The sequence below is a fragment of the Winogradskyella marina genome (genome assembly GCF_015645385.1).
Lineage (GTDB): Bacteria > Bacteroidota > Bacteroidia > Flavobacteriales > Flavobacteriaceae > Winogradskyella > Winogradskyella marina.
This window is the reverse complement of sequence record NZ_JADOET010000003.1, coordinates 64,473-78,151: the sequence shown is the minus strand read 5'-3', so window position 1 is coordinate 78,151 and position 13,679 is coordinate 64,473. Positions and strand designations below refer to the sequence as shown.

Below are 13,679 nucleotides of genomic sequence, written 5' to 3'. Positions count from 1 at the left end.
TATGAAGATAAGACTACTTTTTATCCTATTTTTTATAACTGCATATTCGTATGCTCAGGTATCTACAAGCCAAATTGAAAATAATGGAACAAGCTTAAATTCAGTAGAAATTCAAAATAATGAATTCACTATTGCACCTAATCCTGCGAAGAATAAACTTAATATTAAGTTTCAAAATAGAGTAGAAGATTTAAAATTAGAAGTCTTTGATGTATTAGGAAAACGAATTTATAAAGGTGTTATTTCAAAGTTAGAATCATCAATAGATGTTTCTAATTGGAAAAGCGGAGTGTATTTAGTTAGAATTTCTGATGATACGGAAACACAAACCAAACGGTTTATAAAACAATAAATTATTTACAAGATAAAAGAGAAGCTAGTTCAAAATATGAACTAGCTTTTTTTATTTAAAGTCAATTTTCACTTTGTAGTTTTTTAACTTGTCTAAATGTTGATCTACATTTTTATATAGATTTTCTAAATCTGCGCTTCGTTTTGTGTCGCTTTCTTGTCTTATTATAGATTTAATAAAACGCTTTGCATCTAATTCACTATTTAGAATTAAGCCAGGAACAGGAACAGTTTTTCCATCTTCATCTACTGCAACCATTATAAAGTAAGACGAATTGCAATGTTTCTTTTTTCCAGTTCTTATGTTTTCAGATTCTACTCTGATACCAACAACCATAGACGATCTACCAACATAATTAATGGAAGCTTTCATGGTTACTAATTCGCCAACTTCAATTGGGTTTAAGAAGTTTACTTTATTAACAGAAGCGGTTACACAATAGCTGCGAGAGTGTTTTGAAGCGCAAGCAAAAGCGACATTATCCATAAGGCTTAAAATGTAGCCTCCATGAATTTTACCGCCAAAATTGGCATGAGACGGTTTCATTAATTCTGAAATCTGAATTCTAGAATCTTCAGTGGGTTTAAACATAATTTATAAGATTTAAGTATAGTAAACTAGTTAGTATTGCAATACCAAAACTAATTAATGTACCTATTAAAATGTATTCGGTTAGTTTTCGTTCTTTTGAAGCTGTAAGATCACCAAATCTAAACACGGATTTAGCGGTGATTAAAAAACCTACGGCTTCCCAATGGTCCGTTATAATAAAGATAAATACTAAAAGGCGTTCTAAAACACCAATATAATTTCCGGCATCTTTTAAGGATTCATTGTCTTTTGTAAGTTTTGAAATATTCCATTTAGAAAAAATGACCTTCATTATAATAGATGTAGGCTTGGTTAAAAATGCCACACAGATTAATAAAGTAAGAAGGTTCGTGTCTAAAATTAGTGTCATATCAATCGCATCGGCATAAAGTATAGCGGTTAATCCAATGATTGTAATAAGGTGTAGCAATTGATCTATAAAAAAGAAAAGGCGTTTTGTTTTTTTTCGATGTAAAATGAGTTTTAAGGCATCTATAATAAGGTGTAACAACGCAATACCTAATATTAACGGAGTATAAGATAAATCCCAAACCACTAAAAACATTAAAGCGACATGAACAGCCACATGCACATAAAGCCAAATTGACTTCAGTTTCTTTTTCTCTTTATCTTTTACCCAGCTTTTAGGTTGTAAAAAGAAATCACCTATAAGATGCGCAAGAATTAGTTTTAAGATGATAACGGTCATACTAGTGTTGCTATTTTTTCTTGGTAAAGACTATCTAATTCGAGTATTTGGTCTAAATAAGCACGTTTTTGTCTAGTACTTATTGCATTTTGATTTATACCAATAATTTCACCTAATTCACTTTGTAAAGCATTAGGTTTTTCAATGGTTAACTTTACGATTTCTGCGGAATTAACCGTCCATCTATCCATAGCTATTAATGCGAGACTAAAATATAAATTAAGTTCTTTATCAATTTGCGAATTATTTGTCTTTATTCTTAAATTTTGTTTATCCTTTTTAAGGGTTTCTAAAGTTTCACCAGAATAAATAAAAGCAGCTCCAGTAGATTCACTTACGCTATCACCTTTGTATGATTTATCTCCTATACCAATAGCCAATCTTACATCTAAACCATGTATCGTTTTTATACACGCTTTTATATAAACCGCAGCAATAAAACCTGAAAATACATCTTTTAGCTCTATTTGAAAACTATCACCTCTATAAATATCCCAATATTGCGGATTTGTATTGAGATAAGACAATGCTTCTTTTAAAGTAGATAGCCATAATTCTGTGTCGGTTTGGTGCCTAGACTTTATGATATCTCCTGTAATTATACTTGTTTTCATATATCACATAATTTAGCGATAATCAAATATATCGCTTTTTTACGTGATAATTAAATATATCACATAAAATAATGATATTTTAACATTGTGAACTTAAACAGAAAAGTACAGAAATTGAATAACGAATGCCAATATCTAGAGTATTATGAGATAAGAATGAAGTTGAATTTTAATCTAAATCATCTTCATTCGCTCGTTTTATAATACTTTCTGGAAGTGATTTTTTAGCTTTAGCTCCCATTTTTTTAATTCTTTCTACACGAGAAATAAGATTACCTTTTCCATCAACCAACTTATTCATGGCAGACGAATAATCACTTTTGGCAGCATCAATCTTTTTACCCACACTAGTTAAGTCGGTAACTAAACCTTCAAACTTATCGTAAAGAGCTCCAGCTTGCTTTGCAATTTCTAAAGCATTTTGCTGCTGTTTCTCGTTATTCCACATGGTATCAATGGTACGTAAAGTTGCCAAAAGGGTAGAAGGAGTAACAATAACAATATTCTGTTCAAAAGCTTTATTGTACAACGAATTATCTTCATTTATAGCAACCGCAAAAGCAGGTTCAATAGGAATAAACATTAATACAAAATCTGGCGATTCAATATCATATAAATCTTGATAACTCTTAGCAGAAAGTTGATCTACATGCTTTTTTATGGAACTAACATGTGCTTTTAAAAATATAGGCTGTTGGTCATCTTCGGCATTTACAAATTGCTCGTAAGCCGTTAATGACACTTTAGAATCGATAATCATTTTCTTAGAATCTGGAAGATGTAACACCACATCTGGTAGTACACGAGAACCATCTTCGCGTTGAAAACTCTGTTGTACAAAATATTCTCTGTCTTTTTCTAATCCCGATTTTTCTAACACACGTTCCAAAACCAATTCGCCCCAATTTCCTTGGGTTTTACTATCTCCTTTTAAAGCTCTGGTAAGATTTGTGGCTTCTTTTGCCATAATTTGATTTAAATCTTTTAATCCCAATAATTGCTCTTTTAAAGCCGAATGCATACTAATGCTTTCCTTTTGTGTGTCTTCAACTTTTTTCTCGAAGGTTTTAATTTTTTCTTCAAGTGGATTTAATATGTTTTTAATATTTTCTTTATTCTGAAGGGTAAATTTCTCAGATTTTTCATCTAATATTTTAGATGCCATTAACTCAAAATCTTTACGTAATTGTTCTTGTTGTAACGCTAATTCTTCGTCGCGTTTAAGGTTGGCTTTTTTAAGATTTTCAAATTCAGAATTTCGTCTAGACAATTCCGTATTTAAAAAATCTTTTTCGCGTCTAATCGCTTCACGTTCTGTTTCAATTTTAGAAATGGTATTCTTTAAGTCTGTTAATTGCTGATTAAAATAATGGTTCTGTTTTTGGTTTTCGGTTTCCGAATACGTTTTAAATTCATTGAATTGCTGTTGCAAATTAGCATTGCGTTCTTCAAGGGTACTTTTATCACTTTTACTTTTTAATTGCGAAAATTTAAGGCCTATAAAAGCACCAATACCTGCGGAAATAATAATAGTTATGAGTAAAATAAGTGTGTCGTTCATATTGAAAATGTAAATTTCTTAAAGATAATTTATAAAAAGGAAATTGAAGTTGAAAATGAAATCAAATCAAATAGTCGACATAGCAACCTACTTCGTTACGCGAAAGCTTCCCGTTTTATCATCAAATACAATTAAATCCTCTGGGAAAAGCGAATTAAAAACACCTTTAGAAATTAATTGACAGGGCAGATCACAAACCACGTTGTCCTTTTGCATTACAATCATGGTATCGCATAACTGAATCGCTAAATCAATTTCATGTGACGAAAATAAAATGGTTTTGCCTGTTTCTTTAGTTAACTTTTGAAGCAGTTTTAAGATATAGGCTTTGTGATACATATCGAGGTGCGATGTGGGTTCGTCTAAAACAATGACATCTGTATCTTGAGCCAAAGCACGTGCAATCATAACTTTTTGTAGCTGACCATCACTTAGTTCGTAGCATTTTTTATCCTTTAAGTCTAAAATATTGACAAGGACTAAGGCGTCGTTTATAATAGTTGTGTCGGCTTCTGTGAGGTTTCCAATCCAGTTGGTATAAGGATGTCGTCCTAAAGACACCAACTCAAAAACGGATAAATTTTTTGAGGTTAAAGGCTCTGTTAATACAATACTCAATTGTTTGGCAAGTTCTAGAATGGAAGTTGACCTAAGATCTTTATTGTTTAGTGAAATGGAACCAGATAATTCTGGCTGAACTTTAATAAGGGTTCGTAATAAGGTTGATTTTCCAATACCATTTGCTCCAACTAAACCAATTAATTGCCCTTTTTGCAATTCAAAATTTATATTTGAAGCAACAACAGTTTCAGCCTTCTTAGATTTATAACCTATAGAAAGTTGATTGGCTTTGAGGATGGTATGTTGGTTGTTTTCTTTCATTAATCTTTTTAACAGACCTGTCAGGTTTTTAAAACCTTACAGGTTTCCATAGTGTCTAAAACATCATTTTACGTTGTCTAACTAATAACCAAATCACCACTGGTGCGCCAACTAAAGCGGTTATGGCATTAATTGGTAAGGTATAATCGCTGTTTGGAACTTGCGCAATACTATCGCAAATTAACATTACAATAGCGCCAAATAAAAATACAGCTGGTAATAATATTTTATGGTTGGTTGTTTTAAAAATCTGACGTGTGAGATGCGGAATTGCCAAACCAATAAACGCAATTGGTCCTGCAAAAGCAGTAATTGTTCCTGCGATTAAACTCGTGGCGACAATAATAATAAATCTACTTTGTTTTAGGTTTAAGCCTAAGCTTTTTGCATAATTATCACCAAGTAATAAACTGTTTAATCCTTTTATGGACGCAATGCTTAACAGTAGTCCAACCGCATAAATTCCGAAGAAAATTAATAACTCTTCCCAAGATAAGTTACTTAAACTACCAAAACCCCAAAAAATGTATTGTTGCAATTGTTCGGGTGAGCTAAAATAAGATAATACACTTACCACAGCTGCTGTAATACTTCCAAACATGAGTCCTATGATAAGAATCGCCATGGTATCTCTAACCTTATGAGAAACTGCAATAACAGCAAGTAAAACAAGGAAACTCCCTAAACTTGCAGCAATCACAACACTCCATTTAGAAATTAATGCGGTTGCAAAAATGCCACCAAATAAGCCTGAACCTAAGATTACAATCGCTACACCTAAACTTGCGCCAGAACTAATCCCTAAAACAAAGGGACCTGCGAGTGGATTTCTAAACAAGGTTTGCATCAATAGACCTGAAATCCCCAATCCAGAACCTACCATAATTGCAGTGATGGCTTTTGGTAATCGTACTTTATTAATAATAATATCGTAAGTGTTGTTCTGAGTTGTACCGAATAAACTTTCAAAAACTTCAGAAAAGGGTATACTAATAGAACCTAAACTAATATTAAGCACAAAGCAGAATAGCAGAATTGCTATTAAGATAATAAATGAATATGTATGATTGGTTTTCATTATTCTTTAATTCAAAAGAACTTAGCATAACGATATAAGAAAAAACACTTAAAAGAGACCGATTCTTCGTTCCTCAGAATGACATTAATCTATTTTAATTTTTCAAAAAAGTAGGGTTCATAATCGCCTAACAATTCAGGATGTGCAATTTTTATTAAATCCTTTAAGACTAAGTCTGGTCTTGCGGTTCCTAATTCATAATATAAAACTCCGCCAGTTGCACCTGTCGTATTCGCAAACGTATAGATGTTATTGTTCTTAAAGGCTTCAAAATTAGTATAAAGTGAATTTGCTTTTTCTAATTGCTCTAAGCTGCTATAATACGAAGGACTCAACCATAATTCAGTGTCTTGGGCTTTATCTAAAACCACTTCAAAGCTTAAGGCTAAACTACCATTTCCCGTAGTGTCACTCCAAAGATAATTAAGGTTAGCATCTTTGAGAAATTGGGCTTCTGGGCTAGAACCATTAGGTAAATACCACACCTCTTCATGCATAGCACCACTAAAAACGGTTGGAACATGCTCTGAATTTTGTGCAATGGCTTTCGCAGCTAAATAATCGCTTTCAATTTGATTAAATATAGAATCGGCTTCTTTTTCTTTATTAAAAAGGACTCCGAATAGTTTAATCCATTCCGCTTTTGCTAATGCGGAAGATTCTACCCAATCGCCATTATATATCACAGGAATTCCGGCTTTTTTGATGACTTCAAAAGTTTTATTGACTCCATCGACACCAAAACCAACAACAACATCTGGATTGAGTTCGAGTAAAACCTCAGTATTTATGCCTTCATTTTTACCAAGAGCTCTTACTTTTCCCGCATCAATACGTTGTCTTGTTTTTTCTGAAGAGATATAATCTACACCAGGAAATCCTACTAAGGTTTTTTCAACCTCTAAAAGTTCTAATGCAGGAATGTGCGTGGTAGAAGTCACTACAGATTTTGTAATAGGAGTAATAATAACTCCATCATAATCAGCCTTATTATAAGTTGAACGTGCCGCTTGTTCTTTGGTAAGTAATAAATAGCGGTAAGTTTTTTCGGCTTTTGGCCACGCTTTAGTTATTTCAACTGTTTTATACTGATTGGTTTGCGTGATTTTAAAACCATCAGCATATTTTAATGCTAGAACATTTTCTTCTAAAGGAGGAAGTTCTTGAGGCTTATTTTTATCTTCTTTGCAACTATAAAATACGACTATAAAAAGTAATAAAATTCGAGTGATTTTCATATGTAACCTTTGTAACTGTTTATGATATGATGACTTGGTAACTTTGTTAAAAATATTAAAGTCATGAGAAACGATTCAAATTTAACACTATATATCGTTGCAGGAATAATCATTGTACATTTTTTAATTGGCTTCATTTATTTGATCTATAAAATGAATAAGAAAAAGTAGTAAGCTTTGAATAACTAAGGCTGTTTATTTTGAATTAAAAAAGCCGCTTTCACAATTTGTAAAAGCGGCTTTTTTAGTTTTATTGCTGAAAAATATTGGATTCTAATGGTCTATCATCTACCATATCGAACCTAAAAGGATTTTCAAAATTTTGATCACTAATTTGCTTTAACGGTTCTGGTTGTTGCGATGATATACCTGTACGACCTGAGGCTGTAATGTCTGCAATAGCCTCTGCTAATAAACGTTCTTCAGGATTACCAAGTTGATTAAGGTTTTCGTAAAATTCAGATATTTCAAATAATGGATCTGGACTTAAGCCATCATAAAATTCTGAAAATCCATCTGCATTTTGTGCTTCATAAATTAACGGTTGCAGAGCGTACATATGATTAGGGTTTACATTTTCTCTAGAAAAATCTGAAGAATCATAGATCGTTCTCGAAGCTTGAGATTTACCTCGTGTCGTTGAACCAATTTGCACAACATCAATATAAGGTGTTAAACCATTTATTATAAGTTCACTCGCAGAAGCGCTACTTCCTGTTGTAATAATATAAATCTTATTTAAGTTTAAACTGTTTATAGATTGCTGGTAGGTGATGTCTCCATCACTATTTTGTTTGGTCATTTGTGTTACAAACGGATTTAGTAAAGCGTCAGGGTTGTTTTGTTCAAACTGAGCAAGTATGTCACTGTTCCATTTTTCCTTAAAGAAAACTTCACCAGTAAATTGACCAGTTATCATAGACGCTAGCCAAATGGCTGTATCAACGCTACCTCCACCATTATAACGTAAATCTAAAACCAAATCAGAAATACCAGCAGACTGAAATTCTGCAAATACATTATTTAATTCATCAAGATTATCGTTGCCAATTCTAAAGCCATTGTACATTAAATAACCTATTGAGCTTCCACCAACATTAAGAACATTATGAGTTAAAATAGGGTTTTCTGTATATTCTGATTTTGTAAGTGTAATCGACGTATTATTTGGTGTAATAACATCATCGGTTCTTGTTTCTGTTGTGTTATTATTATCGTAATCAGCCAAGCCTATGGTATAGGTTGTTGGGCTAAATAAATCACGAAAATTTGTTTCTGTTATTCTAATGCCATCAATAGTGTTAAAAATCATTCCTCTAGAAATCCCTTTCGCTTCGGCATCTGTATTAGGTAAAACATAGCGTACATAACCAATGATATCTTCTGCAGCATTTGGTAATTTCACTAAACCAAAAGCCATTCCATTATTAAGAGATGTGCCCTGTAACTGTTGTTCTAAATCTAAAAAATTAGGAACAATAACACTAAACTCATCCACATCATTTGGTAAATAAAGTAAAGATTCAAATAACGCTTCGGGTGAAGAATAGCTATTTAGATAATTAGAATAATTGTCGTTAGAGCTAAAACGATCGTTTGCTAAATCTGGAATATTATCTTTATATGCGTAGAAGACATTCAAGCCTTTCCAAACAAAGTTGTTTATTTGCACGTTTGAAACAGCGATATCATCCATGTCTTCAAAGCAACTTGTTATTGTAAACACAGTAATACAAGTTAGCAGTAAAATCGTAAACTTTTTCATAGTTATTTTTCTTTATTGAGTAGCAATTTTTCTTTTATTATACTAAAACTCTAAATTTACTTACATTATTATAAATAAAAAAAAATGTTTGTAACAAAACGTAAAGTGTATCGTCGTAATAATGAAGGCGAGTAATATTGACTTCACCAACCAATCAAAACAATAATGAAGCAAGCAGATTTTGTAAGCTTAGTAATGCCATTTAAGGATAAGGTATTTCGTTTAGCGAAACGATTACTGGTTTCTCGTGAAGAAGCAGAAGATGCTACACAAGAAATACTTTTGAAATTATGGAAGAATAATAAAAAGATTGGTGACTATAAAAATGTTGAAGCATTTTCAATGACGATGACAAAGAATTTTTGCTTAGATCGCTTAAAATCGAAACAAGCCTCTAATTTAAAAATTGTTCATAGTAATTATACGGATAGCAGTTCGTCATTGCAAAATCAAGTTGAAGCAAAAGATAGCGTGGATTGGGTGTCAAAAATAATGGAAGACCTACCAGAACAACAAAAAATAATAGTACAGCTAAGAGATATTGAAGACTATGATTACAGCGACATCGCTAAAATGTTAGACATGAATGAAACAGCGGTTAGAGTCAATTTATCTAGAGCACGAAAAACAATACGAGAAAAATTAACTAATACACATCAACATGGTATTAAATAATATAGAAGACTTAATAGAAAAGTATCATAATGCAGAAACATCTTTGCAAGAAGAAGCGCAATTAAAAGCGTATTTCGCTAGCGATAATGTGGCAGCACATTTAGAGCATTACAAACCTATGTTTCAGTACTTTTCGCAATCAAAACAAGAACAGTATACCAAAGACGTTCCATTAAACTCTAAGAAAACAAAATTGTATCAATGGATTTCTGTCGCAGCTGTTGCCGTTCTAATGCTTGGTTTAATTGTGCCAAGTTTTATGGGTCCTACGGAAGAAGAAAAACAAGAAGCTCTTATGGTGTATAACCAAACGATGGAAGCTTTTAATTTAATCTCTCTTGGGATGAATGAAGGAAAAACACAATTAACAAATTTAGCTGTAGCTGGTGAGAACATCGATGAAGGCGCTAAACAAGCAAGTAAGCTAAGTGAATTTAACACAATGACAAACAAAATTTTAAAAAACAAGTAACACAGAAAAATTAGAAATTATGAAAAATTTGAAAAATTTTCACGAATACCAAAATAATAGCATAACCATGAGTAAAAAAATAGTAATTATAACAGCCTTTTTATTGGCACCAGTATTAACATTTGCTCAAGGTATTTTCGATAAATATGAAGATAACGATGAAGTTACATCTTTTGTAATCAATCAGAAAATGATTAGAATGTTAGCCAGTATTGATATGGATATGGATGATCCTGAAGATCAGAAATTATTAGAAATGGTTAAGAAAATTACAGGACTTAAAGTATTTACAACAGGTGATGATAAAGTGTCTTCTGATATGAAAAACACAGTAGAATCGTATTTAAGTTCTACTAAACTAGAAGAGTTAATGCGTTTTAAGGATGGTGAGCAAAACATTAAGTTTTACGTAAAAGAAGGTAAAGACGAAAACCATGTAAAAGAATTATTGATGTATATGACTGGCCTAAAAGCACTCACAGAAGGTACAGATATAGAAATTAACGGAAAGAAGCGTGTTTTTGAAACTGTAGTTCTGTCTTTAACAGGTGATATAGATTTAAGACAAATCTCTAAAATAACCAGTAAGTTGGATATTCCAGGAGGTGAGCAATTGAATAAAGTAGGTGATAAGTAATATAAATTAATACACATGATACAATCAATCAAAAAATCAATAGTAATGTTGCTTTTGGTTACAGCTTTTACAAGTTGTAATCAAGGGCCTACATTACAAACCTATTATGTAGATAACGAGTTAAAACCAGGCTTTTCAACGTTTGATGTACCAACAAGTTTTATAAATGTTGAAGATGTTGAATTAACTGATGAACAGAAAGAAGCCTATGAGTCTGTCGATAAGTTGAATGTATTGACTTTTAAGAAAGAAGATACAGATGCTGAAGCATACAAAATAGAATTAGAAAAAATAAACACCATTCTGAAAGACCCTAAATATGAGGATTTAATGCGTGGTGGCAATTCTGTGGACGGAAAGTTTGTAGTGAAATCTTTAGGAGATATAGAAAATATTGATGAACTCATCATCTTTGGTCATGCTAAAGACAAAGGCTTTATGATTGCTAGAGTATTAGGTGACGATATGAATGCTAATAAGTTAGTATCCTTAACGTCTATATTAGAAAAGGCCGATTTTGATGAAAATCAACTTAAAGATTTAACCGACTTTTTTAAATAAACTGACAACTACCAAGTACACTTTAAGATAGTTGATAATAAATTTGAAATATATTTTCTTTAGATAAATCAGAAAATTTAAGCATAGTTATAGTAACGATCATATTTTATGTTGAAATATAAAGGAAATAGAAGCTAATTTAATCGGCTATGTTAAGGTGTATTTGGTATCTTTATTTAAATGTTAATGTGAACCGTCTTGAGGATTATCTTCAAGGCGATTTTCTTTTGCCTTATTTTTAATCGCAAACATAACTGCTAAACCGAATAAAACCCCAAAACTTAGAATCAAAATACCTTTTACAATAAGGTAATCTAACACATCAAACAAGCCAGCAATAAAGAAACAAAGTGTCAAAAGGGTGACACAGCATAAAACGATAGCATCTGTTGTTTTTGGTATAAGGTTTGCTAATTTCATAAAGGTTAAATACCTGTATAATTACTTGGTGTAATTGCTTTTAATTCTGTTTTAATAGCATCTGAAACCTCTAAGGTATCAATAAAATTTGAAATAGAGCTTTGTGTAATCGCTTCGTTAGTTCTCGTTAAACCTTTTAAAGCCTCGTAAGGGTTTGGATAACTTTCACGTCTCAGAATCGTCTGAATCGCTTCAGCTACAACAGCCCAATTATGTTCTAAGTCTTTAGCAAATTTAGGTTCGTTTAATAATAGTTTACCTAAGCCTTTAATAGTAGATTTAAAACCAATAAGCGTATGTCCAAATGGCACACCAACATTTCTTAAAACCGTACTATCTGTTAAATCGCGTTGCAATCTAGAAATTGGTAATTTGGCAGAAAGATGTTCAAAAATAGCGTTTGCTATACCTAAGTTTCCTTCACTATTTTCAAAATCGATAGGATTTACTTTGTGTGGCATGGCAGAACTTCCAACTTCACCAGCTTTTATTTTTTGTTTAAAATAGTCCATTGAAACATAAGTCCAAATATCTCTATCTAAATCTATAATTATGGTATTAATGCGTTTTAAACCATCAAATAATGCCGCCGCATGATCGTAATGTTCTATCTGCGTTGTTGGAAATGAATGGTGTAGGCCTAACTTTTCCTGGACAAATTGTGTTCCAAATGCTTTCCAATCAATTTGAGGGTAAGCGACTTTATGCGCGTTAAAATTCCCTGTTGCACCACCAAATTTAGCAGCACTTGGCACATCGTTTAATAAATTGAATTGCTCTTTTAATCGTACTGCAAAAACGTCTATTTCTTTTCCTAAACGCGTTGGAGAGGCTGGCTGTCCGTGAGTTCTTGCTAACATTGGGATATCTGCCCAATCTTTTGCTAGCCCTTCTATTTTTTCTAATAAGGCAGTATATTCAGGAACATACACATCATTCATAGCATCCTTAATACTCAACGGAATTGCTGTGTTGTTAATATCCTGAGAGGTTAAGCCAAAATGAATAAACTCCTTGTAAGCAGATAAACCTAACGCATCAAATTTGTCCTTTATAAAATACTCAACGGCTTTAACATCGTGATTGGTAACTTTTTCAATCTCTTTAATTGCCGAAGCATCAACAGCTGTGAAATTTTTATAAATAGCTCTTAAATCTTCAAAAACAGAACTAGAAACAGATTCTAGCTGAGGTAATGGTATTTCACAAAGTGCAATAAAGTATTCAATCTCTACTAAAACACGATATTTAATCAGTGCTTCTTCAGAAAAATAGTTGCCTAAAGCATCAACTTTAGATCGGTATCTACCATCGATTGGTGAAATTGCATTAAGAGGTGAAAGTGCCATTTATATTGGTTTTTTTGAAGCTTCAAATATAAGGAAGTTAGTTAAGAGTTATAGGTTTTGAGATGATAGTTTTTTAGTATTTTATCATTTTTTTATCTTCTTTAAAATATGCTTAGCTCTTGCCTTAAATCCTGAACTTTGCATCTCATAATCGCGTTCTAAAATAATACTGAGTTCAGGATGAATCCAATCGTATTCAGTGCCTAAGAGGTATAAACTATTCATGCTATAGGCTTTTGGTGCAATTTTTTCGTCGTTAATCATCCAGTCGAAGCAAGCCTCTACAATTTTTTCTTTATGAATTTCGGATAGTGCGGTTTTAAGAGCATTGTCTGTTTTAGAATAATGAGCTTTAGTTAAATACTCACAAATCTTAGCTATAGGTCTAACTGCAGGATCTAAATGAACTTTTGAAATATTGTTAGTAAACATATCTAGATGTGGAATTATAGCATCGAGATTTTCGCCACACATAAACTCTAATACCCAAGCGGCTCTGCACGAAATTTTATCATCCACATCAAATAAAATTTCTAAAAGTGGCGTGATTAATTCTGGATTGTCAATGATGAGTTTGGCGTATTTCAATCGTTTGTCTCGCGAATGATTGACGTAATTTAATTCCTTATAGAGTTCTGCTTTGGTCACTAGAAAATGTTTAATTTAGTCCCGATTCTTCGGAATAAAATTAATCAATAATTAAGATTATAAAAATTAAATTCTAAGCAGACCAATTGGTGTTTGGGATTTTTTAGTTGGAATTTTGTAATTGTTA

General features: G+C 32.1%; 16 protein-coding genes. 5 read left to right on the top strand and 11 right to left on the bottom strand.

Annotated elements, in window-relative coordinates:
* The first annotated feature begins 1 nt into the window (after position 1).
* Positions 2 to 352, top strand: coding sequence for a T9SS type A sorting domain-containing protein (locus ITJ86_RS05420; protein WP_195870603.1), 351 nt, complete (start codon positions 2 to 4; stop codon positions 350 to 352).
* A 51-nt stretch (positions 353 to 403) separates the two neighbouring features.
* Here ITJ86_RS05420 and ITJ86_RS05415 read toward each other — a convergent pair whose 3' ends face one another.
* From ITJ86_RS05415 to ITJ86_RS05380, 8 genes are all read right to left on the bottom strand, one after another.
* Entirely contained in the window at positions 404 to 943 is a 540-nt protein-coding gene (locus tag ITJ86_RS05415; protein ID WP_195870602.1) for an acyl-CoA thioesterase, read from the bottom strand.
* Positions 936 to 1,652, bottom strand: a complete 717-nt coding sequence (locus ITJ86_RS05410) for a DUF3307 domain-containing protein (protein WP_195870601.1) — start codon at positions 1,650 to 1,652, stop codon at positions 936 to 938. The genes ITJ86_RS05415 and ITJ86_RS05410 overlap by 8 nt, the downstream gene beginning before the upstream one ends.
* Positions 1,649 to 2,266, bottom strand: coding sequence for a transcriptional regulator (locus ITJ86_RS05405; protein ID WP_195870600.1), 618 nt, complete (start codon positions 2,264 to 2,266; stop codon positions 1,649 to 1,651). The genes ITJ86_RS05410 and ITJ86_RS05405 overlap by 4 nt, the downstream gene beginning before the upstream one ends.
* A 169-nt stretch (positions 2,267 to 2,435) precedes the next feature.
* Entirely contained in the window at positions 2,436 to 3,827 is a 1,392-nt protein-coding gene (gene rmuC, locus ITJ86_RS05400; RefSeq protein WP_195870599.1) for a DNA recombination protein RmuC, read from the bottom strand.
* A gap of 87 nt (positions 3,828 to 3,914) precedes the next feature.
* A complete protein-coding gene (locus ITJ86_RS05395) occupies positions 3,915 to 4,709 on the bottom strand; it encodes an ABC transporter ATP-binding protein (protein ID WP_195870598.1) in 795 nt (264 codons plus the stop codon).
* 55 nt (positions 4,710 to 4,764) lie between these two features.
* Positions 4,765 to 5,787 carry a FecCD family ABC transporter permease gene (locus ITJ86_RS05390; protein WP_195870597.1) on the bottom strand — a complete coding sequence of 341 codons (1,023 nt, stop codon included), beginning with the start codon at positions 5,785 to 5,787 and terminating at the stop codon, positions 4,765 to 4,767.
* Positions 5,788 to 5,876: 89 nt separating this feature from the next.
* Entirely contained in the window at positions 5,877 to 7,025 is a 1,149-nt protein-coding gene (locus ITJ86_RS05385) for an ABC transporter substrate-binding protein (protein ID WP_195870596.1), read from the bottom strand.
* 250 nt (positions 7,026 to 7,275) lie between these two features.
* Positions 7,276 to 8,790, bottom strand: a complete 1,515-nt coding sequence (locus tag ITJ86_RS05380) for a S41 family peptidase (RefSeq protein WP_195870595.1) — start codon at positions 8,788 to 8,790, stop codon at positions 7,276 to 7,278.
* Between the two features lie 165 nt (positions 8,791 to 8,955).
* On the opposite strand from ITJ86_RS05380, the gene ITJ86_RS05375 reads away from it, so the two are divergent.
* The 4 genes from ITJ86_RS05375 to ITJ86_RS05360 all read left to right on the top strand — a co-directional run bounded on the left by ITJ86_RS05375 (position 8,956) and on the right by ITJ86_RS05360 (position 11,135).
* Positions 8,956 to 9,465 carry an RNA polymerase sigma factor gene (locus ITJ86_RS05375; RefSeq protein WP_195870594.1) on the top strand — a complete coding sequence of 170 codons (510 nt, stop codon included), beginning with the start codon at positions 8,956 to 8,958 and terminating at the stop codon, positions 9,463 to 9,465.
* The gene (locus ITJ86_RS05370; RefSeq protein WP_195870593.1) at positions 9,452 to 9,937 is read left to right on the top strand and encodes a hypothetical protein; all 486 of its coding nucleotides are present in this window, start codon (positions 9,452 to 9,454) and stop codon (positions 9,935 to 9,937) included. Before ITJ86_RS05375 ends, ITJ86_RS05370 begins: the two co-directional genes overlap by 14 nt.
* Before the next feature lie 67 nt (positions 9,938 to 10,004).
* Positions 10,005 to 10,574 carry a DUF4252 domain-containing protein gene (locus ITJ86_RS05365; protein ID WP_195870592.1) on the top strand — a complete coding sequence of 190 codons (570 nt, stop codon included), beginning with the start codon at positions 10,005 to 10,007 and terminating at the stop codon, positions 10,572 to 10,574.
* 15 nt (positions 10,575 to 10,589) lie between these two features.
* On the top strand, positions 10,590 to 11,135 hold the full coding sequence (locus tag ITJ86_RS05360; RefSeq protein ID WP_195870591.1) for a DUF4252 domain-containing protein: 546 nt from the start codon (positions 10,590 to 10,592) through the stop codon (positions 11,133 to 11,135).
* 183 nt (positions 11,136 to 11,318) lie between these two features.
* On the opposite strand, the gene ITJ86_RS05355 is transcribed toward ITJ86_RS05360, so the two are convergent.
* The 3 genes from ITJ86_RS05355 to ITJ86_RS05345 all read right to left on the bottom strand — a co-directional run bounded on the left by ITJ86_RS05355 (position 11,319) and on the right by ITJ86_RS05345 (position 13,552).
* A complete protein-coding gene (locus tag ITJ86_RS05355; RefSeq protein WP_195870590.1) occupies positions 11,319 to 11,555 on the bottom strand; it encodes a hypothetical protein in 237 nt (78 codons plus the stop codon).
* A 5-nt stretch (positions 11,556 to 11,560) separates the two neighbouring features.
* Positions 11,561 to 12,904 carry an adenylosuccinate lyase gene (gene purB, locus ITJ86_RS05350; protein WP_195870589.1) on the bottom strand — a complete coding sequence of 448 codons (1,344 nt, stop codon included), beginning with the start codon at positions 12,902 to 12,904 and terminating at the stop codon, positions 11,561 to 11,563.
* An 84-nt stretch (positions 12,905 to 12,988) separates the two neighbouring features.
* On the bottom strand, positions 12,989 to 13,552 hold the full coding sequence (locus tag ITJ86_RS05345) for an adenylosuccinate lyase (RefSeq protein WP_195870588.1): 564 nt from the start codon (positions 13,550 to 13,552) through the stop codon (positions 12,989 to 12,991).
* Between the last annotated feature and the right edge of the window lie 127 nt (positions 13,553 to 13,679).

Coding starts and splice junctions, on each gene's coding strand:
- ITJ86_RS05420 (WP_195870603.1), top strand. CDS start 2: ATGAAGATAAGACTACTTTTTATCCTATTTTTTATAACTGCATATTCG.
- ITJ86_RS05415 (WP_195870602.1), bottom strand. CDS start 943: ATGTTTAAACCCACTGAAGATTCTAGAATTCAGATTTCAGAATTAATG.
- ITJ86_RS05410 (WP_195870601.1), bottom strand. CDS start 1,652: ATGACCGTTATCATCTTAAAACTAATTCTTGCGCATCTTATAGGTGAT.
- ITJ86_RS05405 (WP_195870600.1), bottom strand. CDS start 2,266: ATGAAAACAAGTATAATTACAGGAGATATCATAAAGTCTAGGCACCAA.
- rmuC (WP_195870599.1), bottom strand. CDS start 3,827: ATGAACGACACACTTATTTTACTCATAACTATTATTATTTCCGCAGGT.
- ITJ86_RS05395 (WP_195870598.1), bottom strand. CDS start 4,709: ATGAAAGAAAACAACCAACATACCATCCTCAAAGCCAATCAACTTTCT.
- ITJ86_RS05390 (WP_195870597.1), bottom strand. CDS start 5,787: ATGAAAACCAATCATACATATTCATTTATTATCTTAATAGCAATTCTG.
- ITJ86_RS05385 (WP_195870596.1), bottom strand. CDS start 7,025: ATGAAAATCACTCGAATTTTATTACTTTTTATAGTCGTATTTTATAGT.
- ITJ86_RS05380 (WP_195870595.1), bottom strand. CDS start 8,790: ATGAAAAAGTTTACGATTTTACTGCTAACTTGTATTACTGTGTTTACA.
- ITJ86_RS05375 (WP_195870594.1), top strand. CDS start 8,956: ATGAAGCAAGCAGATTTTGTAAGCTTAGTAATGCCATTTAAGGATAAG.
- ITJ86_RS05370 (WP_195870593.1), top strand. CDS start 9,452: ATGGTATTAAATAATATAGAAGACTTAATAGAAAAGTATCATAATGCA.
- ITJ86_RS05365 (WP_195870592.1), top strand. CDS start 10,005: ATGAGTAAAAAAATAGTAATTATAACAGCCTTTTTATTGGCACCAGTA.
- ITJ86_RS05360 (WP_195870591.1), top strand. CDS start 10,590: ATGATACAATCAATCAAAAAATCAATAGTAATGTTGCTTTTGGTTACA.
- ITJ86_RS05355 (WP_195870590.1), bottom strand. CDS start 11,555: ATGAAATTAGCAAACCTTATACCAAAAACAACAGATGCTATCGTTTTA.
- purB (WP_195870589.1), bottom strand. CDS start 12,904: ATGGCACTTTCACCTCTTAATGCAATTTCACCAATCGATGGTAGATAC.